The sequence below is a fragment of the Microcoleus sp. PH2017_34_RAT_O_A genome (genome assembly GCF_020737885.1).
In the GTDB taxonomy this organism is placed as follows: Bacteria; Cyanobacteriota; Cyanobacteriia; order Cyanobacteriales; family Microcoleaceae; genus Microcoleus.
In genome coordinates this window covers 15,849-37,780 of sequence record NZ_JAEQDD010000024.1, presented here as the reverse complement: position 1 = coordinate 37,780, position 21,932 = coordinate 15,849, and the positions used below count along the sequence as shown (strand labels likewise).

Below are 21,932 nucleotides of genomic sequence, written 5' to 3'. Positions count from 1 at the left end.
TTGCCATGCATCATACTGCCGCGATCGCCGTTGAGTTCAGTAAATCCTCTCTAGTGAAGCCAATGCCTGCCAAGGTAGCATCTAATACCTCTCGCGTTTCTCCTTGGTTAACCTCCTTGTTCTATCCGCTAGGTCACTATATTGTCCTACCGTTTTATTTTGGCAAGATTGAGATAACCGGACAGGAACACTTGCCGAAAGACGGGCCTGTAATCTTAGCCCCGACGCATCGTTCCCGGTGGGATGCGCTGATGATGCCCTATTCAACGGGACAGAAGGTGACTGGACGCGATTTGCGGTTCATGGTAACTGCTGATGAAGTCAAAGGAGTGCAAGGTTGGTTTATCAGACATTTGGGAGGCTTTCCTGTCGATATCCGGCATCCGGCAATTAGCAGTCTCCGTTACGGGGTGGAATTGCTCCTCGACAAGCAAATGTTGGTAATTTTTCCCGAAGGTGGAATTTTTCAAGATGGTGAAGTTCACCCTGCGAAGTCTGGATTGGCTCGTTTGGCCATGCAAGCGGAGTTGAACACACCGGGTTTGGGGGTGAAGATTGTACCGATGAGTATTCGCTATCGCCCGCGCATTCCTCGATGGCGTTCGAGGGTTAAAATTGCGATCGGTTCTCCGATTTCTGTGGCAGATTATGCTAATGGTGGTAGTGGTAAAAAAGAAGCAAAATTGTTGACGGCCCAACTCGAAATGGCTCTTAAAACTCTTGATGACAGTTGACAGTTGGCAGTTGGCAGTTGGCAGTTGGCAGTTGGCAGTTGACAGTTGATAGTTGATAGTTGGCAGTTGATAGTTGGCAGTTGGCAGTTGGTAGTTGGCAGTTGGTAGTTGATGGTTGACCGAAGGAAGAAGGAAGAATTAATTAATTGTGATATAATATTTTTTGGTGCTGTTGAGAGTTGCGGCACTTATTTTGCTTGGTTGTGTCTGTATTAAGAGTCAGCATTAATGGATTGTGGTTTGAACTTTAAGCCTGGTCAAATTGTTAGTTTGGAATGTGGAGATGCGTGCCTGCATTCAGAGGTAATTCAAGTGGTTGAAGCACGTCAAATTTGTTGGGTGCGCCCTTTGATGTTGGTTGGATTGGTTTCGGGGAAGGATTTCCCCCAAAGGTGGCCGGAAGAATACACTTTATCAGATTTGCGGGATGGTGCGGATTTGCTGTGGCCACTGAGTTTGTTTCGGGCGGCGCTGGATACGGAGGTGATTTCGCTGTTAACCCAGTTGCAGTCTCTGGACTCCGATCGCAAGGATAGCACGATCGCCTCTCGGCAACTTAGAGATTTTGTCGATCGAGTTTGGGCAGCTTTTCCGAGCGCTTTTCATTAAAAAGACGGGGCGATTGAAACCGCAAAAAGACACGGCGATTGAAACCGTAAAAAGACACGGCGGTTGAAACCGCAAAAATACCGGGCGGTTGAAACCGTAAAAAGACACGGCGGTTGAAACCGCAAAAATACCGGGCGGTTGAAACCGCGTCTATACAAACAAAACCTGCCTCCGCAGGTTGAAGAAAACACGGCGGTTGAAACCGCGTCTATACAAACAAAACCTGCCTCCGCAGGTTTGAATAAGACACGGCGGTTGAAACCGCGTCGAGACAAACAAAACCTGCCTCCGCAGGTTGAAGAAAACTATTATCTTAGTTTAAAATACTTAAAATACCGCGTGCGAAAGTTCTGCCGGATTCAGATTATTATGAATAACTTGACCGTCACGGAACCAGACAACCCGGCGAGTTTGTCGCGCAACTTCCGGTTCGTGAGTTACCATCACAACAGTCATGCCGGCTTCATTAAATTCTGTAAAAATATCCATTACTTCTTGAGTAGTTTTTGTATCCAATGCACCAGTCGGTTCATCTGCAAGCAACAACACGGGACGGTTAACAATTGCGCGGGCGATGGCTACGCGCTGCTGCTGTCCTCCTGATAGTTGATTTGGTTTGTTTTTCATGCGACTTTCTAGACCAACTTTGGTTAAAGCTTCCTCTGCGCGTTCGCGTCTTTCTGATGAGGGAATGCCTGCATAAACCATCGGTAACATGACATTTTCTAATGCTGTTAGTTGAGCCAATAGATGAAATTGTTGGAAGACAAAACCTAATTTTAAATTGCGAATTCCGGCTAATTCTGATTCGGGCATTTGGGCGACATCTACGCCGTCTAGGTAGTAACTGCCGCTCGTAGGTCGATCGAGACAACCGATAATATTCATAGCTGTAGATTTGCCTGAACCGGATGCGCCCATAATTGAGCAATACTCTCCTTGCGTTACTGTCAAGCTGACGCCGTTGAGGGCGCGCACTTCTAAGTCGCCGATGCCGTACACTTTTGTTATGTCTTGCAGGCCGACGATGACGGGTTTTGAGGTGGCTTGCAGGTCGAGGTCTGGCTGGGTCTGGGTTTGTAGTTCGGGCATTTGTTTTTATGTGCGATCGACACAACTTACTACTAAGTTAACACTTCTGAGCGGTTTTCGGGGGTGGAAGTGCGATGTTTGGACGGTTGCGGGACTTACGCACGGGTAGTCAAAAACCGGGTTTTTTGACGTAAATAATTCGTTACAGCGCGCTGTAACGATAAAAACCCGGTTTCTTTGGTGTTGGTGAGTAAGCGCTAAATTAAACAATTTGTGGCTTAAATGCGATCGGGATCGATGTTCAATTCGCGCAGTTTTGCTGCTAAACGTTCCGCTCTTTGAGATTCCTGTTGTGCACGCTGACGGTTTAATTCTATCTGTTCCACCAATTCTAAATAGGAAAGAAACTTTTGTCCATCGGGTTTATAAATTTCTAACCCATCTTCGCCCAACTCAAATCGGATTCCTAATCTCGGACTTACCCATCCCCGCATCTGCTCGATTACTTCTAAATTTCCTTCCATTCTTTGCCAACCGCTCAAATCTTTTTCATCTTCATCTAGCTCGTAAACGTAATATTCCTCAACTCCATAGCGATTGTAAAATGAAAATTTCTCGTCCATTTTTGTTTGAGTGTCTTTGTAAGAGCGAATCTCAAACACAAATTGGGGAGCAATATTATCTTCGCGAAATTGTAGATAGGAAAGTCTGTCACCTTTTGGTCTCCCAAAGATTACCATTGTATCCGGTGCTTGAAAGATGTCATTTCTTCCTTCAACCGGATACCACAGTAAATCTGCTGCTACAAATACGTTTGGATCGTTTTTGAACAACGACTCGCAACCTTCTTGAATTTTGACCATTAAATCAAATTGAGTTGTACTATCTGCCATTGGTTGGCCGTCGCTGGATGGATAAATAATTTGTTCGTTCGTGACTTTCATAGTGGTTGTCTCCGAGAACTATCTAGGTTTAATTATACTATTTTTGAGACCGATCGTACTTTTTGCTGTTGGTATTGTAGCAGAGTGTAAAATGGAATCATGTTAACTCCGATCGATTCCGTTACAATATAATGCCAGGTCTTGTAGGGGCGGGTTCACCGACAATAATTGCCTAAAATTCACAATCTCATAAACCCGCCCCCACCCAACGACAAATCCCTAAAATTAGAGGTAAGCATGAGTGGAATATTTGACATTCTAGAAAAGATTAAAGCTAGACCGGGGATGTACATTGGGAAAGCTTCAGTTAGCGATTTGTTTGTATTTTTGGCGGGCTATAAAACAGCTAGGCGAGAATTTGGGATTGAGCCAACTGAACAGGAAACTGAGTTTTATGGGGAGTTTCAGCCTTGGTTACAAAAACGGTTTCAGGTACTGTCTGTGAATTCTTGGGCCAAAATTATCATGCTTTATTCAGTGGACGAAAAAGAGGGATTTGAGTATTTTTTTCAGTTGCTGGATGAGTTTTGGCGGCGGGATAAAAGTTTACAGGTTGATGAGGTTGAGGTTGAGGGAGGAATGGCCGCTAATAAAGGCGATCGCTCATTAGCGCTCTAATTCTGCTAATTTCCTCTGGGCAAATTTGCGGAGTATTTGGTTGCGATCGTTCTGGGCGCGATCGCGCACAAGTTCTAATATCCCAGGCTCATATTTCCATCCAAATACTAATTCTTTAACTGCTGCTTGTCGCACAGCCAAATTATCGTCTGATTGAGCGCATTGTTTGAGCCAAGGTAAGGTTTCCCGGTCATCTTTCCACCCACGTGCTAATTCTTGTACTGCTGCTTGTCGCACAGCAAAATTATCATCTGATTGAGCGCGTTGTTTGAGCCAAGGTAAGGTTTCTGGGTCATCTTTCCACCCACGTGCTAATTCTTGTACTGCTGCTTGTCGCACAGCAAAATTATCATCTGATTGAGTACGTTGTTTGAGCCAAGGTAAGGTTTCTGGGTCATCTTTCCACCCCCATGCTAATTCTTGTACTGCTGCTTGTCGCACATCCCAATTATCGTCTGATTGAGCGCATTGTTTGAGCCAAGGTAAGGTTTTGGGGTCATCTTTCCACCCCCGTGCTAATTCTTTAACTACTGCTTGTCGCACATCCCAATTATCGTCCGATCGAGCGCGTTCTTTGAGGATATATAAGGTTTCTGGGTCATCTTTCCACCCCCATACTAACTCTTGTACTGCTGCTTGTCGCACACGCGAATTATCATCAGATTGAGCAAGTTGCTTGAGGATAGGTAAGGTTTCCGGGTCACCTTTCCAACCCCGTACTAATTCTTGTACTGCTACACTTCGCACAGCCCAATAATTCGATCGAGCGCTTTCTTTGAGGATAGGTAAGGTTTCCGGGTCATCTTTCCAACCCCGTGCTAATTCTTGTACTGCTACACTTCGCACATCCGAATCATCATCAGATTGAGCAAGTTGCTTGAGGATAGGTAAGGTTTCCAGGTCATCTTTCCAACCCCGTGCTAATTCTTGCACTGCTGTTCTTCGCACACGCAAATTATCATCAGATTGAGCAAGTTGTTTGAGGATAGGTAAGGTTTCCGAGTCATCTTTCCACCCCCGTGCTAATTCTTGTACTGCTACTCTTTGCACATCCCAATTATCGTCCGATCGAGCGCGTTCTTTGAGGATAGGTAAGGTTTCTGGGTCATCTTTCCATCCCCGTGCTAATTTTTGTACTGCTGCTTGTCGCACATCCCAATTATCGTCCGATCGAGCGCGTTCTTTGAGGATAGGTAAGGTTTCGGGGTCATCTTTCCACCCCTGCACTAATTCTTGTACTGCTGCTCTTCGCACAGTCCAATTATCGTCTGATTGAGCGCATTGTTTGAGCCACAGTAAAATTTCTGGGTCATCTTTCCACCCCCATGCTAATTCTTGTACTGCTGCTCTTCGCACATCCCAATTATCGTCCGATCGAGCACATTTTTTGAGCCAAGGTAAGGTTTCCGGGTCATCTTTCCACCCCCGTGCTATTTCTTGTACTGCTGCATATCGCACATCCAAATTATCATCAGATTGAGCAAGTTGTTTGAGGATAGGTAAGGTATCGGGGTGATCTTTCCAAGTTGCTGCAACGGCTGCTACTGCTTTAGTGCGAATTTCTAGGACTAACTGATTGTGTGCTTGATCTCTCTCGAAGCTTTGACCAATAACGATGTTAACAGTGTTAACGGTATAACTGTATCGAGTTAATTTTTTCAGACAAACTAGCAACTGACCAGAAATATCATCAATAGTATTTCTATTCCTCACTTCATCCAAGCACTCCGCCGCCAAAAACAGATTGCTAAACTTGTCCGATTCCCCATCTTCACCAATCAGATATTCCAGGATGTCACCACCTGTAAATTTAGCATCTAGCATTCCCGCCATTAAACGTAACACTTCATGCCAAGACTCATCTCGCCAGTGTTCCCGATAAACTTGAATCAAGCCATCTACATTAATGTCTCTTTGTTTCTCAAATTGCCGCACATACTCCGAAGCACAAAAATATTCCAAAAACGTGCGATGGACAAAAGCAAAGTAATCCTCATTGTATCCACCCAAGAAACACAAAATAAAATTGCGCTCCCGCAGTTGCTCTACCATCAATTTAGCACAAGCAGTTGCCTCATTTCCCATCAATCCCCTCAAATATTCCGCTATCGTCTGTTGCAAATCCTCGCGACTGATAATATTTCCGGCCAATCCTTTGCCACTCGACTGCATTTTGTAGGCAATTCGCCCGCAGATATTTTGTTTAACTTCTTGATCGATTAAATAAGGATCTATTTTATTATGACCTAACTTTTCCTTGACCTCAAAATCCCATTTATGTAGCAGCACTTTTGAAGCTTCTTCATAGAGTTTAGCTCGAAATCGCGGTAACTCCTGATTGCGATTGAGAATTGCCATCATCGTCAGCAACAGCGGATTTCCAGCTAATTCTAGAATCGCCCTCGATTCCGAAATAGCTTTCTGCAATCGTTCTAAAATTGCAGTTTTTTTCAATCTGTCTGTAAACGTCAAATCGTGCCACTTTTGGATAAACTGTTTAATCTGTTCCGGTTCAAAATCTTGCAGCATGAAGTGATGAAATTCAGCATTTTTTAGTCGTTGCTGCTGGTAGCCAATAATCCGAGAAGTGACAATCACTTTAACGGTTGGATAGGTTTGAGTGAAGCTATGAATTTGGTCAACAATCCGATTGCGTTTTTCTACCTCAAACACTTCGTCTAACCCGTCAAACATCACGACAGCGCGGCCAGCTTGCAGCCATTCGTGCAGGATAGATTTGTTTAAATGCCCGATCCAACTAGAACCGCACTCCATAAACTCTAGGAAATTATTGCACTCTTTGTCATCTTTGCTGCGGTTGTACTTTCGTAATTCAATCAGTAAGTGAATCGGTTGAGATGATAACTGATTTGGAGACAATTTTGCCCACTGAAGCGCCAGATATTTTAACAGCGTAGATTTGCCTGAACCCGGATCGCCGAGAATTACGATATAACGGTAATTGATATCATCAATTACTTCGATAACCGATCGAGTTTGCTGTTGAGTGTAAGCTTTTTGGTAGCGTTCCAAATCTTGTTGACTGAGTTCTGCTGCAATGTCTCCCTGTTCCCGCAATCGCTTTTGAAACTCCTTGGGTAATTCATAATCTTTCGGCAAATATTCTTGACAATATCGCGCGTTTTGCGGAATAAATATTTCTTTAACTGTCAGTTGTCGTTCGTATTCTCCAGACCTAGTATCTAAATTACCTAAATCCAAATATTCATATTGTTCTCGCAGTCCTTCTTGATACTTTTCTAATTTAAACTCAGGCGGAATCGGAGCATTGTTTCTGACAGCTTGATTTATGCTATCAAGATTCTGGCTGTTGAGAATTGCTCGTAATTCCGTATTTTGATGTATAATTAATCTAACACTTTTCAGATATTTGTCTGCCACTTGTTCCCAACTAAACGCATCGGGAAGTGAAGAATTTGGTTGCTCCTTAAACAGATGAGCAGGTATAATTTTAGTAAAAGTGGGTAAATGCCGTCGCACGGGATGCTGTAAGGTCAAACTTTGCCAAGACTGAGCTAAGATATGAGTATCTAAAATTCGACAATTTGCTTGAAATGCGCTTCCCAAAGCTTGGCGCACCGGAGGTTGTTTGATAAATTCTTTTAAAGGTTGCAGATATTGCTTGATCTGTTTTTTGTCTAAACTAGATTGTTTTAATTCCTGCTCGAACAATATGATAAAGTCTTTAATGGCAGTGCCGACAGCCTTTTGAGCGAAGGGCTTGTTAGCAAGTCCTTCAACATCTTTAATGCAGTCTTTGAAAAAATCTTTAACGTAGTCCTCTAAAGCCGCTTTCCCCAATTCTGTCAAAATAGGTGACACTAACACCCAAACCAAACCCGCGCTTTCTATCATGGCTTTTTGCTCGATCGACTTTAGTTTAGAATATTATAGCGTGGCTGAAAATTTTAGACTTGGACATTTCGACTACGCTCATTTCGACTCTTCGGCGGAGTTTATCCTGAGCCCTTCGACGGAGTTCAACTTGTCGTTACACCCACAGCCCTGGGTTCAAACCCCTGCCGGACTAGCGTAAAATTGGTAAAATTGAGATAATAAACTAGCGACAATTATGACATACGATTACGACTTGTTTGTGATAGGTGCAGGCTCTGGCGGATTGGCGAGTTCTAAGCGGGCTGCATCCTACGGGGCAAAGGTGGCGATCGCCGAAAATGACTTAGTAGGCGGCACCTGCGTCATTCGCGGCTGTGTACCCAAAAAACTCATGGTGTACGCTTCAACATTTTCGCACCTGTACGAAGATGCGATCGGCTACGGTTGGAGCCCTGTAGAAACCAGCTTCAACTGGGAAAAACTCGTCACCACTGTAGACACAGAAGTGCGACGACTCAGCAAACTCCACATCAGCTTCCTCGAAAAAGCCGGAGTTGAATTAATCTCAGGATATGCCAAATTTATCGACCCCCACACTGTCGAAGTTGGTGACAAAAAATACACCGCTGCTAAAATCTTAATTGCTGTCGGCGGCGAAGCTCACAGAATCGATATTCCTGGCATCGAACACGCGATCACTTCCCGCGAAATCTTCTTGTTAAAAGAGCAGCCGAAACGGTTGGCAATTTTGGGCGGCGGCTACATCGGCGTTGAATTTGCTTGCATCATGAATGGCTTGGGAAGTGAAGTAACTCAAATCATCCGGCGCGATCGCATTTTGCACTACTTTGACGAAGAACTTCGCGCCAACGTCCAAGAAGGAATGGTTAAACACGGCATCAATTTCGTCACAGGAAGCTCGATCGAATGGATAGAGAAAACTCCTGAAGGCTTAAAGTTAAAATTGTGGGGAAAATCTGAAGAAACCTTGACAGTAGACGCAGTTTTGTGCGCTACCGGACGATCGCCCAATTTGGAAAAACTGGCTTTGGAGAATGCCGGAGTTGAAACCGAGAAAGGTGCGATCGCAGTTACCAAAGACAGCCGCACCAATCAACCGCACATTTTTGCTGTCGGAGATTGCACCAACCGGATTAATCTAACGCCAATTGCGATCGCCGAAGGACGCGCTTTTGCAGATACGGAATTTGGCAACAATCCGAGAGCAATCAGTCACGAAAATGTCGCATCAGCGGTATTTTCCCAGCCGGAAGCTGCTACAGTCGGCTTAACTGAAGAACAAGCCAAAGCTAAATTTCCCGACTCAATTAAGTGCTACACAGCCAAGTTTCGGCCGATGTTTCACGCTTTGACAGGTGCAGATGAAAAGACTTTTGTCAAGTTAGTTGTTGAAACTAATACTGACAAAGTTTTGGGCGTGCACATGGTTGGGAAAGACGCGGGCGAGATTATTCAAGGAATGGCGATCGCCGTTAATATGGGAGCTACCAAGAAAGATTTCGATTCGACGATCGGTATTCACCCCTCGACTGCTGAAGAGTTTGTGACTCTGCGATAAATAGGGTATTTCATAATTATGAAAAACGGGCAAGATGCCCGTTCCACAAGAGAGTTTATCTGTTGTGGCACAGGCATCTTGCCTGTTTTTTGTGGCACAGGCATCTTGCCTGTTAATTTTGTGGCACAGGCATCTTGCCTGTTACTGACCTTCTAAGCGGATTCATGCTCAAAATAATATTTTAAACAAATTGAACCTTTTTTGAACTTGTCCTGTCTAAACCCCTCAGATAACGAACAGGTGAGGGATACTTCACAGGTGTTAGGTGTGCCAGCCAATGTTTTAATCGATGATTGTTCCGACTCCGACTTAGTTGATAAATGCTTAAAGGGCGATCGCACTTGCTTTCGTCACCTTTACGGGCGCTACCAACAAAAAGTCAGGTCAACCCTTTACCAACTCTGCGGTTCATCACTTCTAGACGACTTAACCCAAGAAGTATTTCTGCGAGTCTGGAAAGGATTACCCAAACTCAAACAACAGGAAAACTTTTCAACTTGGTTGTATCGCATCACTTGGAACGTGGCATCCGACCAAAGAAAAGCATTTGCCAAACAGCATTCTTTTGACTCCCAACTCAAAAATCAAGAAACAATGGATCGCGTTATTCCCAATAATAACACATCAGACTTGATGCAGTTGCACTATCAAGATTTAGTGCAGCGAGGACTGGAGCAATTGAGCTTTGAACACCGCACTGTTTTGGTGCTGCACGACTTAGAAGACATCCCGCAAAAAGAAGTAGCCCAAATCCTGGGAATGCCAGCGGGAACTGTTAAATCTCGCGTGTTTTATGCCCGAAATGCCATGCGACAATTTTTGCAAAAACAGGGGGTAGACGAACTGTGAACGATGAAAATAGCGACAAAAGATTAGTGAATTTCTTGAAGCAAAATAGCCCAAAAGTTCCGGATGCTACCCCCGATCTTGAGCAAAGAGTTTTAGCAGCAATAGATAGGAATGACAGGGCGAGAGAGCTAAATGGTCTCGGCTATTTGCGATTTACAGAGTCTAGTAAAAGCTCAAAATTCCTCGGTTTTCCCAAGTGGGGTTTTCCGGCTGCAATCTTCGCTGGCCTGCTAGTTTTTGCTTCGGGCTATCGCGTCCTAGTTACCGCACAATTACAGGCGGATGAAGCGGCTCACTTGGAAGCATTTCTGGTCAATAATTGGGAGGGTGTATTGAACGATTCCCGCACGGCAACTATGAGCGATCGCCCACAAACAGATTTATTTGATTTCCCTGTTACTGCTGACACCGAACCGCCAACAAATTAACTAATCTTAAAGAGGTAATTTTTCATGTCAATGCGCCAATTTTCGGCTATGGCAGTTTTAATGTTAACCCTCGGTACTACAGCCGCTGCAACCGCCGCTCCCAGCCCCGCTCAACCGGAAACAATTGCCCAAAACCAGCGTCCCAATCGAGCTGGTGGCAAAGAGAACGGGCTGTTTGACAAACTAAATTTAAGCGCCGATCAAAAGCAGAAAATGCAGGCTGTTCGCGATCGCTACAAAGACCAAGTTTCTCAGCGAATGCAAGCAATCCGCCAAGCCAGACAAGAATTGGAAACAATGATGTCGGGTACGACGGCAAATGTCGGCCAAATGCGCGACAAACACCGCCAAATCATGGGATTGAGGCAGCAGTTAGAAGAGGTACAATTTGAAAGTACATTAGCCATGCGAGAAGTGCTGACACCCGAACAGCGCAGCCAGTTCTCGCAAATGATGCAGCAGCGCAGGGAAGCTGCTAAAACCCGGAAACAAAACAGCCAAAAATCCCAATAATCTACACCGCTACCGACTGCACACCCTACTAAAAAATAAACTTGTCGGGTGTGCACTCGCCAGTTCGATAATTTAAGTTAAAATAATTAGTTGGTAAATCTCATCAAATTTTCTGGATGAATCTACAAAACGATTCTAGTTACATTTATTTACACGGATTTGCGTCAAGTCCAGATTCAACTAAGGCTAAATATTTCCGCGATCGCTTTTATTCCCTAGGAATTGACCTCAAAACTCCCGATCTCAATCACAAGGATTTTTCGCGCCTCACTCTCACGCGCCAATTAGACCAAATAGAAACAGAATTTCTGCAAGCCCAATCCTCCGAATCTGTAGAAAATGTAAAAAATTTAGGGGAAGTTACCATCATTGGGTCTAGTTTTGGCGGGCTGACAGCGGCTTGGCTGGCCCAGCGACAATTATCAATAAAACAAATAGTTTTGTTAGCACCGGCTTTTCAATTTCTCTCTCATTGGCTGCCACAGTTGGGACAGCAACAGTTAGAAAAGTGGCAGTCTGAGAAATATTTGCCAGTTTACCACTACGGCGAACAGCGCTATTTGCCGTTGAATTATGAATTTGTGACTGATATGGCTCAATACCCTGAAGAAAAATTAATGCGCTCAGTCCCGACGTTAATTCTGCACGGCAAGCATGATACGATCGTACCGATTCAAGCTAGCAGAAGTTTTTCAGAGCATCGTCCCTGGGTGAAATTAATCGAACTAGAGGACGATCATTCTTTGGGAAATGTCCTAGCGGAAATTTGGGAAGCGATGCAAAACTTTTGCAAATTCAAAAATTAAAATTTGACAATCCCCAAAAATGGATACAATCCTCCGACTTAAGTCGTGAAAAACAAAAATTTTAGACAACGTTTAAACTCCAAGATTCCTGTGTGGAGTAAATCTAAAATCTCAAGTCTAAAATCTCAAGTCTACTCACCAACTTGCTAGTTTCAAAAATCAAATGACTGAACAAGATAAATCGACTCGCACCTTAGCCGTTGACATTGGCGGAAGTGGCATCAAAGTTATGGTTTTGGACGCTGAAGGTGAACCCCAAACGGAACGCAGCCGTTTAGAAACGCCTCAACCGCCGAAGCCGGAACCGATACTGGAAACCATAGCCTCTTTGGCCAGCGGACAAGGCGAATTTGACCGAGTATCCGTCGGTTTTCCCGGCGTCGTGTCCCGCGGTATTATCAAAACCGCAGTCAATTTAGATCCATCTTGGATCGATTTTGACCTAGCAACTACTCTCAAAGATCGATTGGGAAAACCTGTGCGAGTGGCTAACGATGCTGACATTCAAGGATTGGGATCAATTGCTGGAACGGGAGTAGAATTAGTAATTACTCTCGGCACCGGTTTCGGTTCTGGTTTGTTTGTCGATGGTATCTTGGTACCCAATCTAGAATTAGGACATCACCCGTTTCGCAAAGGGGAAACTTACGAACAGCAATTAGGGCGAGCCGCCTTAGATACAGTCGGCCCCAAAAGATGGAACCGCCGTCTGGAAAGAGCCCTCGTCTTCCTGCAAAATCTCTTTAATTGCGATCGCCTTTACATCGGCGGCGGCAATACCAAAAAAATTGCTTTTGATTTACCGCCACAAGTTAAAATAGTACCGAATGTCAGCGGTTTGTTGGGCGGAATTGCTTTGTGGCGCGATTAAAATAGTCATTAGTCATTGGTCATTAGTCATTAGCTTATTAGTTATTGATGACAATCAAGGATTTATACGCTAGACATCATAAACTAATGACTAATTATCCTAATAGTGACCAACCAAATCGTAATTATAAAATCTACAATCTCAGACCAAAAATCATACCATGCTTCCCTTTATCCGCAAAGACTTAGCCGAACTTACCGCCTACACTCCCCATCCGGGCGGCGCTTCAGGAGAATCAGCGCACTCGGAAATTGTACTCGATCGCCTAGACACCAACGAATGCCCTTATGATTTGCCAGAGGAATTAAAACAAAAGCTAGCTTGGACTTACCAGCAGTTAATTGAGACAAATCGCTATCCCGACGGAGGGCACGCAGCACTCAAAGAAGCGATCGCCCAATACGTCAACGAAGGGTTAAATATCCCCCCCCTTGTTAAGGGGGATCTCCTAAACGTCCCCCCCCTTAACAAGGGGGGGCTAGGGGGGGTTCCAGAGCCAAAAACAGCTATTACAGCCGACAATATTTCAGTCGGCAACGGTTCCGACGAACTAATTCGATCGCTCTTAATCGCTACTTGCTTGGGCGGCGCAGGCTCAATTTTCGTCGCCAATCCCACCTTTTCCATGTACGGAATTACCGCCACCACCCTGGGGATTCCCGTTGTCAGTGCCCGGCGCCGAGAAGATAACTTTGCGATCGACATCAATGCAGCTAAAAGGGCGATAGACCAAAATCAAAATCCCCCCGTCCGCATCGTCTTTGTCGTCCATCCCAACTCCCCCACAGCCAATGCTTTAACAATCAATGAAATAGAATGGCTGTCAAGTTTGCCCGAAAATATCTTAGTAGTAATTGACGAAGCCTATTTTGAATTCAGCCAAAATACCTTAGCCGACAGATTGCACCAACATCCGAATTGGATAATTTTGCGAACATTTTCCAAAGCATTTCGCCTAGCGTCAATGAGAGTCGGATATGCGATCGCCCATCCCGAACTCACAGCCACCTTAGAAAAAATCCGCCTCCCCTACAACCTTCCCAGTTTCTCGCAAACAGCAGCAGAGTTTGCCCTCGCCCAGCGGCAGTTATTGCTAGCAGTAATTCCTGAAACTATCTCAGAAAGAGCCAAATTAATTGCAGCGCTAACTCAGCATCAAAAACTGCAAGTTTGGCCGAGTGCAGCTAACTTCCTTTACCTGCGGGTGAAAGCTGCTGAGGGCGAATCGGCAGAACAAAAACACCAACAAATCATGCAGCAGCTAAAAGCTCAAGGTACTTTAATTCGCCACACAGGCGGAGGTTTGCGAATTACCGTGGGTACTCCCGACGAAAATGTGCGAACTTGCGATCGCCTCGCTGCGATTTTGACTTATTAACAAATTGGTTCGATCGTTCGGACTTCAGTCCTCAGGAAACGAGAGAGAACTGAAGTCCGAACGATCGAACTTATCGGGATTATTTTGCCGGACAGGATATATGTAATTTTTAATTATCAATCTGTCGCGCCGCGCGAATGGTTTGGGGAAATACGCCTACTAAAAGTGCCAAAGCTCGATCGGGAATTTGTGCCACCGTTTCCAAATCAAAATATTGTTCAAACTGAGTTAAAATCATTTGTGCGCGTTCCGCAGCTACAGACTTTGCCGTTAACTGTTCCGTTAACCGCACCCAATGCCGCCTAATTCCGAAAGCTTTCTGTCTTTCTGCGGGAGATAGAGGGCAAACAAAACAAAAATCCCCCACAGGAATCGCCTGCTGCGAGTCAGCATCAAAAGCACCTCCAACGGCAGCACCAGGCCCGGCAAACTCCGCATGGAAGCCTTTAATCAAAATTAGACCGTTTCGGCGACGGCTATCTACCATCAACAGCTTGCCGCCGTTGATTTCTGCGAGAATGTCAGATGAGTGGGGGTGTTCAGTCAAATCTGTGCCAAGGTTTCGATGTCACAAGTCCCGATCGGCCCAAAGGCGGGATCGGACAATATAATTAGATTTATCAAGTTTTGGATGCTCTTGTTGTCGATCGAGATTATCCATTTGAACTTACAGATAATACTGTCACAAGGTGGTAGCTCCAGCGCTCTCAAATAATATCAAATGCAAGCCAAACAAATAGTAGATATCCTCAAAGCAGATCTCCCGACGCTTTTTGAGAAAGACATTTCCTACGACATCTACACAAAAGATGTTTTTTTTCAAGACCCTGTTAACAAATTTAAAGGAAAAATCAACTATCGCATTATCTTTTGGACTCTGCGATTTCACGGGCAGCTATTTTTCACCGAGATTTACTTCGACCTGCACGACGTAAGTCAGACAGCCCCTGATACTATTGTGGCAACTTGGACTGTTCGCGGGATACTGCGCGTACCCTGGAAAGCTCGGATCTTCTTCAACGGCTATTCTACATACAAGCTGGATCCAGAGGGCTTAATTTACCAACATATCGATACCTGGGACAGAGATCCCGGAGAGATTCTCCAGCAGTTTTTGGGCAAAGGCGAGGATGTCACCCCAAGATAAGCCAAAAAGGTCGATCGCTACGCCTCTAATTGCCAATTCACTCTCTCAATAGCGGAAAACGCATACATATAGCCATCATTGCGGTGTATTGCCCTACAGTATTTGTAACGAACTGGACTGACTTTTCCTGTGGCACACATCATTTCAAAAACTCCACTCGCTCTGACAATCAGCCTGCCTCTATGAGTACCCGCAAATTTTCCTGCGGGCAAAGTTGCTTGTACCATGTCCCCAGTTTTAAAACCAAAAAATTCCTTGCACCGTGGTAACTGTTCAGAGGGGTAACGAGATCGTGCGGATTCCAGCCATTTCAACCAGGTAGTTTAGACCTATTTCTTCAATTTTTCAGGTCTGATGGCACCTCAAACCCATCAACTTCGTACCCCCTCCTGAACAGCTACCATTTTTGCTTGTGGAACGGGCATCTTGCCCGTTCCAAAATTTGATTAAAATGACTTTTGCAAGAGGTATAATGGGGACTAAAGTCCTCTGATTGCGGACTAAAGTCCTCACTACAAACCTATCTTAACAAAGCAATCCGCGCCTTGCACCTTAGCGGACATTTTAAACTAATTATCCGAACCTAAAATCAAGCCCGATCGCGCCGGCAGCATCAATTCTAACTGCCGAGTTTCCCCTTCACCTTTCCAAACAAACTCACCTTTACCAAACAGCAATTTCTCGTGAGGAGATTTCAAAGTAGCTGCTTCAAAACTAACATTTGCCTCTTCAGTCGCTACATTGACAGCAACAACTATTTCCTCATCCCCCAAAATTCGGGCAAAAACGTAAACCGTTCCCTCAGCAAATATAATTTGGTAGTCTCCGGTGCGGAGGGCAGCGTATTTGTGCCGCAAAGCTATCAACTGCTTGTGGTAATCTAAAACCTCAAGTTCCCAGTGAGCTTCTAAGGGAAAACCGCGGCGAGAATCGGGATCGAGGGCACCCGGTAAACCAACTTCATCGCCGTAGTAAATGCTGGGAGCTCCAGGAAAAGTTAACAGCAGCAAATTAGCTAGTTCTACGCTAGCTTTATCGCCTCCAGCAATTGAGATCAACCGGGCTGTATCGTGACTCGCCAACAAATTAAGTTGAGTTAGCTGTATCGGCCACGGGTACAGTTCCAAAACGTGCTGGATTTTGTCGCCGTACTCTTGAGCAAACAGCGGCGGATATGGATGGTAAGAACGACCTTCAATTTGAGCTAAATCTACTCGGTCGCCCGCTGCAAAAGCAATAGTCGGCGCCGCAAACAGATAATTCATCACTCCGTCAAATTGACTGCCGTCTAGCCATTCTCTCGCATCTTCCCAAACTTCGCCGACAATGTAAGCTTCGGGATTAATTGCTTTGACTCGCTCTCGAAATTCTTGCCAAAATCCGGGAGTTTTAATTTCAAAAGGAACATCTAGCCGCCAGCCATCAATGCCGAATTTAATCCAGTATTCGGCAATTTCCATGATGTATTCTCGCACTTCTGGATTGTCGTGATTGAATTCCGGCAAGGCTCGATTGCCATCCCAACCTGCGTAATTAGCAGGAAAATTACCGTCGTAGGCAGATAGCGGCCAGCCTTCTATTTTAAACCAATCTACCCAAGGAGAATGGGGGCCGTTTTCGAGGATATCGTGAAAGAAGAAAAAGCCGCGGCTGGCGTGGTTGAATACGCCGTCGAGGACGATTTTGATGTTGCGAGCGTGGGCAGCGTCTAGAAGCTCTTTAAACGCTGGATTGCCACCCAACATCGGATCGACTTGATAGTAGTCGTGGGTGTGGTAGCGGTGATTGCAGGCCGACTGAAATATCGGGGTGAAATAAATTGCGTTAATGCCTAAGTCTTGCAGGTAGTCTAGCTGTTCCATCACGCCCCACAAGTCGCCGCCTTTGTAGCCTTGGAGGGTGGGGATTTCGTGCCATTCTTCCCAGATGAAGTTTTGCAGCAGGCGTTTGCGCGGCTGTTTGCTTTTAGCGAAGCGATCGGGGAATATTTGGTAGAATACCGCGTGTTTAACCCAGTCCGGCGTTTGGATTTGCATACAATTTTCCTGTCTTTTACGGCTTAGGCTACATTAGCAGATGTTTCTAGGAGATCTAGCTTTTGGTAGAGAATAGACGCTCGATCGAGTTTTGTCGATCGACCGATCGCAAAATATCACACAAATTTGCAGTCTATCTCACAAAATTGACAACTGATTCTAGCCCTAACCTGATTCTTTCATTAAACAGCCCTTATTTATTGATAGGTATTTCAACTCAAAACTGCCAACTTTTTTAAATATCCATGATTGATCGATGAGTATTTTAACTCACAACTCAAAACTCATAACACCAGTCCCGGACGCACTCCAACTCTCATAAACCTCGTTTTTTAAGTTTTGTTGAGGGTTTGAACGAAGTATTTGGATTAAACAACCCGGTTTCAGCGCCAGCGACTGAACTCCTAACTCAAAACTTCCTCGCTCCCCCCCTTGTCAAGAAGCCCTCACCATCCGACACTGGACTTGGAGAGTTCATAGATCCTAGGGAGAAAGTTCCTTGAAAAAAGTCTTAGCCATCATCCTCGGTGGCGGTGTCGGCACCCGCCTTTACCCCCTAACCAAACTGCGAGCCAAACCCGCAGTTCCCCTCGCAGGTAAATATCGCCTCATCGATATTCCTGTGAGCAACTGCATCAACTCGCAAATAGTCAAAATTTACGTCCTCACCCAATTCAACTCGGCATCCCTCAACCGGCACATCTCTCGCACTTACCAGTTTTCTGGCTTCACCGAGGGATTTGTCGAGGTACTCGCCGCCCAGCAAACTCAGGAAAACCCCAACTGGTTTCAAGGGACAGCGGATGCAGTTCGCCAATATCTTTCGCTGCTAGAACAGTGGGACGTTGACGAATACTTGATTCTGTCAGGCGACCACCTCTACCGCATGGACTACCAAAAGTTTGTGGATAGACACCGCGAAACCAATGCCGATATCACCCTCTCCGTTTTGCCGATGGACGAGAAGCGGGCCTCAGATTTTGGTTTGATGAAAATCGACGACAACGGCCGCATTATTTCTTTCAGCGAAAAGCCAAAAGGCGATGCGCTCAAACAAATGCAGGTGGATACTACTAAACTGGGACTGACAGCGCAGCAGGCTCAGGAAAGTCCTTACATTGCTTCGATGGGGATTTACGTCTTCAAAAAAGAAGTTCTGATTAAACTCCTGAAAGAATCTCCCAACCAAACTGATTTTGGTAAAGAGATTATTCCGAATTCTTCAAAAGACCACAACGTTCAAGCTTATTTGTTTGACGATTATTGGGAAGATATCGGAACGATTGAGGCTTTTTATGATGCTAACTTGGCGCTGACAAAACAGCCTAAGCCTCCTTTCAGTTTCTACGATGAAAATGCGCCGATTTATACTCGCCCGCGTTTCTTGCCGCCGACTAAGCTTTTAGATACTCACGTGACGGAATCAATTATTGCTGAAGGCTGCATTCTCAAACAGTGCCGCATTGACCATTCTGTGTTGGGAGTTCGAGCGCGCATTGAAGCTGGATGTACGATTCAAGATAGCCTGCTTATGGGTGCTGACTTCTACGAACCCGACGCGGAACGGCATTCGAGTTTAGACCACGGTGGTGTCGCCCTCGGTATCGGTGCAGATACTACAATTCGCCGCGCGATTGTGGACAAAAATGCCCGCATCGGCCGGAACGTTCAAATCATTAATAAAGACCGAGTGGAAGAAGCCAACCGCGAGAGCCAAGGTTTTTACATTCGCAGCGGCATTGTCGTAGTTCTGAAAAACGCCACGATTCCTGATGGAACTATCATTTAGTTATTAGTCATTAGTCATTAGTCGTCAGTCATTAGTTTTTTAAGTTAAAATCTGTTATCTGCCAGCCAGTGACTGATGATAAATAAATAAATTAGTGACAGATAACCAATGACCGATGACTGATGACTGATGAAGAAAATATTTTTTTTACTTCATTATTAATTGCAACTGTTGGTGCAAGGCTGTCGAAATATTTGGCTTCATTCAAACTCAGGCGCATTAATAAGGAACAGTCTCTGTTACGGTCTGCGGTGATACGCGTATGTTCGATCGCCTGCGTCTGGCGGATTGCTTCTGATTCTTGTATTTGCGATCGTAGCACGACTGACAAATGCGCTGCCCGTTTCTTAGCATCACACAACTTTCGGAACTATCTTTCCAATCGTCGCAGCAGCCGCAAGGCCAACTTAGCAAATAATTCATGATGTTATCACCCTCGTAACGTTAACAAGTTATTGAGCTACCATTTTATCTTAATTTTTTTCAAAGTGTGTGTTCTAGTTAACAGACAGCAGATAGATTCTGGTATATTTTGTGACTTAAAGCTATAGATGTGCTGTTAAAATAAAAAAGTATAGCACCAGTAGGGTAAGAAAAAAATATACAGAAGGGTTGTTGAATTAATGTACGCTTTATGGTAAAATATTCTCAAAATTAAGGCGGCAGATTGAACGGGAGTTGCTGATGAGAACCTGCTAGGATTTGCATTGAGCGAAAAGCTAAAGAAAGAAAAGTTCGTAGGCGTAAGCCGGGGCGTAGCCATCGCACGGCGCACCGTAAAAAAAAGATCGATCGTCAGTGGCAGTCAACCCAACGGGCGATCGCGCCCACAACCGCAGCAGCTTTCCCGGGTTCGCCTCAGCTATCGCAGCCACACCAAAATCGCGAAGACGTAGCACTCCTCAAAATCTCCAACAGCAGCGGGGTGCGGAAATTGCGATGTCCCGCAAGCAACAACCGAACTCGATCGAGTCCAAAACTTTGATAACCTATAATTTGAAGAAGGAAGAAGGAAGAAGGAAGAAGGAAGAAGGAAGAAGGAAGAAGGAAGAGGTGCAACGCGAGAACGTCCTCACCGTCAGGCGTGGTTGCTATAACTCGCCATCCTGCTAATTTGGGATTTATTCTTTCTAACAACTAACAACTAACAACTAACAACTAACAACTAATAACTAATAAAGAGAGGATTACTTAATGGCTGCAACAGATTTTAAAGACTATTACGCTATTTTGGGACTCAACAAAACCGCCAGCGCTGATGAAATAAAAAAAACTTTTCGCAAACTAGCCCGGAAATATCACCCGGATATGAATCCGGGGAACAAAGAAGCCGAAGCTCGTTTTAAAGAAGTAAACGAAGCTTACGAAGTGCTTTCAGATCCAGAAAAACGCAAAAAATACGACCAATACGGCCAATACTGGAAGCAAGCGGCGGCAACTCCCAGCGGATGGCCGGGCGGGGGCGCTACGAATGTAGACTTTGGTGGCGTTGACTTCAGCCAGTACGGCAGTTTTGACGAATTTATTAATGCCTTGCTGGGGCGCGCAGCTAGCAGTGGAGGTAGTAGTAGCAGCCGCAGCAGCAAGTGGAATTACAGCAGCCAGCGCACCGGCACCGGCGGGCCTACTGGTTTTGGCGGATTTGAAGATTTCGCTGGCTACGAGAACCGCAGCGCCGGAGGTACTCGCGACACTGAGGTGACAATTTCGCTGACTCTGGGGGAAGCATTTCGGGGAACTTCCAAGCGAGTTGCTACTGGTGAGGTTTCGATTCCTGCGGGAGTGAAAACCGGCAGCAAAATTCGAGTGAAAGGCAAAGGTCAAATTGACCCGTACACGAAGCAGCAGGGAGATTTGTACCTGAAGTTAGAAGTTTTACCTCACGCTTTCTTTCAGTTTGAGGGAGAGAATTTGATCTGCGAAGTGCCGATAACTCCCGATGAAGCGGTTTTGGGAGCTTCTATTGAACTGCCGGCGCCTGAAGGTATGATAACTGTAAAATTTCCGGCGGGAATGCGATCCGGTCAGTCTTTGCGGTTGCGGGGGAAGGGATGGCCGAAACCGAAGAAAGACGAACGCACGGATTTGTTGGTCAAAGTTGCGATCGTCCCACCGAAAGAACTAACCGCTGTAGAACGCGAATGCTACGAAAAAATCAAGGCTAATCGCACTTTTAATCCCCGCAGCACTTTAAACCAGATGGGGCTTTAATCTTCAATATCAAAAGCAACTACTGGTGCGATCGGCTAATACCGTTTAGAAAAAAGGTTGCTACAAAAAAATGTTGGGTTTGTTTAGTTCACCCAATCGGTAAGGTGCGTCGCTATTAGATTGTAGGTGAAATGCCAGAGATTTAAGAATGGCGGCGCACTCTACGAATTGACTCGTGACACCTAGCTTACACCTAACTTTATATTATACCTTTAAAAAAAGCTGGCGACAAGAAAATTGTTGGGCGGAATGAACGTCCGGGCTGTTTAGTCCACCCAATGTGTAAGGATCGGGAATTAAATAATTTACACCTATTTGTGGGATGGGCGTCCCGCCCGTCCAGATAGGACGGGCGGGACGCCCATCCCACAAGAACAATAAAAATTGTAAGTTATTTAATTCTCATTCCTAAGGTGGGTTGCTATTAGATTGTAGTTGAAATGCCAGAGATTGAAGGATGGAGCCACACCCGCTCACTTACCAGAAAGAATTGGTTGAAAACCCGCCCGCCTTTGAGGCAGAAATTAAAA

The 21,932-nt window shown here is 45.1% G+C and carries 21 protein-coding genes; 15 read left to right on the top strand and 6 right to left on the bottom strand.

The features are described from left to right. The first annotated feature begins 5 nt into the window (after positions 1-5). Positions 6-734, top strand: coding sequence for a lysophospholipid acyltransferase family protein (locus JGK11_RS11230; protein ID WP_293177172.1), 729 nt, complete (start codon positions 6-8; stop codon positions 732-734). 228 nt (positions 735-962) lie between these two features. After that, the gene (locus JGK11_RS11225) at positions 963-1,343 is read left to right on the top strand and encodes a hypothetical protein (RefSeq protein WP_293177170.1); all 381 of its coding nucleotides are present in this window, start codon (positions 963-965) and stop codon (positions 1,341-1,343) included. A 327-nt stretch (positions 1,344-1,670) separates the two neighbouring features. Here JGK11_RS11225 and JGK11_RS11220 read toward each other — a convergent pair whose 3' ends face one another. Further along, the gene (locus tag JGK11_RS11220) at positions 1,671-2,435 is read right to left on the bottom strand and encodes an ABC transporter ATP-binding protein (protein WP_293211681.1); all 765 of its coding nucleotides are present in this window, start codon (positions 2,433-2,435) and stop codon (positions 1,671-1,673) included. A 218-nt stretch (positions 2,436-2,653) separates the two neighbouring features. Then, positions 2,654-3,319 (bottom strand): Uma2 family endonuclease, encoded by a 666-nt coding sequence (locus JGK11_RS11215; protein ID WP_293211680.1) that lies wholly within the window; start codon positions 3,317-3,319, stop codon positions 2,654-2,656. Positions 3,320-3,556: 237 nt separating this feature from the next. Here JGK11_RS11215 and JGK11_RS11210 point away from each other — a divergent pair, with 237 nt between their 5' ends. Beyond that, positions 3,557-3,937 (top strand): hypothetical protein, encoded by a 381-nt coding sequence (locus JGK11_RS11210; RefSeq protein WP_293211677.1) that lies wholly within the window; start codon positions 3,557-3,559, stop codon positions 3,935-3,937. Here the strand turns inward: JGK11_RS11210 and JGK11_RS11205 are convergent. Further along, positions 3,926-7,813 (bottom strand): HEAT repeat domain-containing protein, encoded by a 3,888-nt coding sequence (locus JGK11_RS11205; protein WP_293211674.1) that lies wholly within the window; start codon positions 7,811-7,813, stop codon positions 3,926-3,928. The two genes, JGK11_RS11210 and JGK11_RS11205, sit on opposite strands and share 12 nt — an antisense overlap. 217 nt (positions 7,814-8,030) lie before the next feature. On the opposite strand from JGK11_RS11205, the gene gor reads away from it, so the two are divergent. From gor to JGK11_RS11170, 7 genes are all read left to right on the top strand, one after another. After that, the gene (gene gor, locus JGK11_RS11200) at positions 8,031-9,374 is read left to right on the top strand and encodes a glutathione-disulfide reductase (protein ID WP_293211672.1); all 1,344 of its coding nucleotides are present in this window, start codon (positions 8,031-8,033) and stop codon (positions 9,372-9,374) included. A 240-nt stretch (positions 9,375-9,614) separates the two neighbouring features. Beyond that, on the top strand, positions 9,615-10,223 hold the full coding sequence (locus JGK11_RS11195; RefSeq protein WP_293211669.1) for a sigma-70 family RNA polymerase sigma factor: 609 nt from the start codon (positions 9,615-9,617) through the stop codon (positions 10,221-10,223). Next, entirely contained in the window at positions 10,220-10,651 is a 432-nt protein-coding gene (locus JGK11_RS11190) for a hypothetical protein (protein WP_293177156.1), read from the top strand. Before JGK11_RS11195 ends, JGK11_RS11190 begins: the two co-directional genes overlap by 4 nt. Before the next feature lie 48 nt (positions 10,652-10,699). After that, positions 10,700-11,164, top strand: a complete 465-nt coding sequence (locus tag JGK11_RS11185) for a Spy/CpxP family protein refolding chaperone (protein ID WP_293190554.1) — start codon at positions 10,700-10,702, stop codon at positions 11,162-11,164. 116 nt (positions 11,165-11,280) lie between these two features. Next, positions 11,281-11,970 (top strand): YqiA/YcfP family alpha/beta fold hydrolase, encoded by a 690-nt coding sequence (locus JGK11_RS11180; protein ID WP_293177152.1) that lies wholly within the window; start codon positions 11,281-11,283, stop codon positions 11,968-11,970. Positions 11,971-12,133: 163 nt separating this feature from the next. Beyond that, entirely contained in the window at positions 12,134-12,841 is a 708-nt protein-coding gene (locus tag JGK11_RS11175; RefSeq protein ID WP_293177150.1) for an ROK family protein, read from the top strand. Positions 12,842-13,001: 160 nt separating this feature from the next. Beyond that, the gene (locus tag JGK11_RS11170; protein WP_293177148.1) at positions 13,002-14,219 is read left to right on the top strand and encodes a histidinol-phosphate transaminase; all 1,218 of its coding nucleotides are present in this window, start codon (positions 13,002-13,004) and stop codon (positions 14,217-14,219) included. A gap of 109 nt (positions 14,220-14,328) precedes the next feature. Here the strand turns inward: JGK11_RS11170 and JGK11_RS11165 are convergent, their stop codons facing one another. After that, entirely contained in the window at positions 14,329-14,766 is a 438-nt protein-coding gene (locus JGK11_RS11165; protein WP_293177146.1) for a hypothetical protein, read from the bottom strand. Positions 14,767-14,940: 174 nt separating this feature from the next. On the opposite strand from JGK11_RS11165, the gene JGK11_RS11160 reads away from it, so the two are divergent. Next, complete coding sequence (locus tag JGK11_RS11160; protein WP_293177144.1) at positions 14,941-15,366, top strand: DUF2358 domain-containing protein; 426 nt, start codon at positions 14,941-14,943, stop codon at positions 15,364-15,366. A 17-nt stretch (positions 15,367-15,383) separates the two neighbouring features. Here the strand turns inward: JGK11_RS11160 and JGK11_RS11155 are convergent, their stop codons facing one another. After that, positions 15,384-15,593 (bottom strand): hypothetical protein, encoded by a 210-nt coding sequence (locus JGK11_RS11155; RefSeq protein ID WP_293177142.1) that lies wholly within the window; start codon positions 15,591-15,593, stop codon positions 15,384-15,386. A 342-nt stretch (positions 15,594-15,935) separates the two neighbouring features. Beyond that, positions 15,936-17,402 (bottom strand): glycoside hydrolase family 13 protein, encoded by a 1,467-nt coding sequence (locus tag JGK11_RS11150; protein WP_293177140.1) that lies wholly within the window; start codon positions 17,400-17,402, stop codon positions 15,936-15,938. 499 nt (positions 17,403-17,901) lie between these two features. Between JGK11_RS11150 and JGK11_RS11145 the strand changes: the two genes are divergently transcribed. The 4 genes from JGK11_RS11145 (at position 17,902) to JGK11_RS11130 (ending at position 21,402) form a co-directional block, all read left to right on the top strand. After that, positions 17,902-19,191, top strand: a complete 1,290-nt coding sequence (locus JGK11_RS11145) for a glucose-1-phosphate adenylyltransferase (protein ID WP_293177138.1) — start codon at positions 17,902-17,904, stop codon at positions 19,189-19,191. A 122-nt stretch (positions 19,192-19,313) separates the two neighbouring features. After that, entirely contained in the window at positions 19,314-19,616 is a 303-nt protein-coding gene (locus tag JGK11_RS11140) for a hypothetical protein (protein WP_293190556.1), read from the top strand. A gap of 373 nt (positions 19,617-19,989) precedes the next feature. Further along, positions 19,990-20,304, top strand: a complete 315-nt coding sequence (locus JGK11_RS11135) for a hypothetical protein (RefSeq protein ID WP_293177136.1) — start codon at positions 19,990-19,992, stop codon at positions 20,302-20,304. Positions 20,305-20,385: 81 nt separating this feature from the next. Continuing rightward, positions 20,386-21,402 carry a J domain-containing protein gene (locus JGK11_RS11130; protein ID WP_293177134.1) on the top strand — a complete coding sequence of 339 codons (1,017 nt, stop codon included), beginning with the start codon at positions 20,386-20,388 and terminating at the stop codon, positions 21,400-21,402. Positions 21,403-21,932 lie beyond the last annotated feature (530 nt).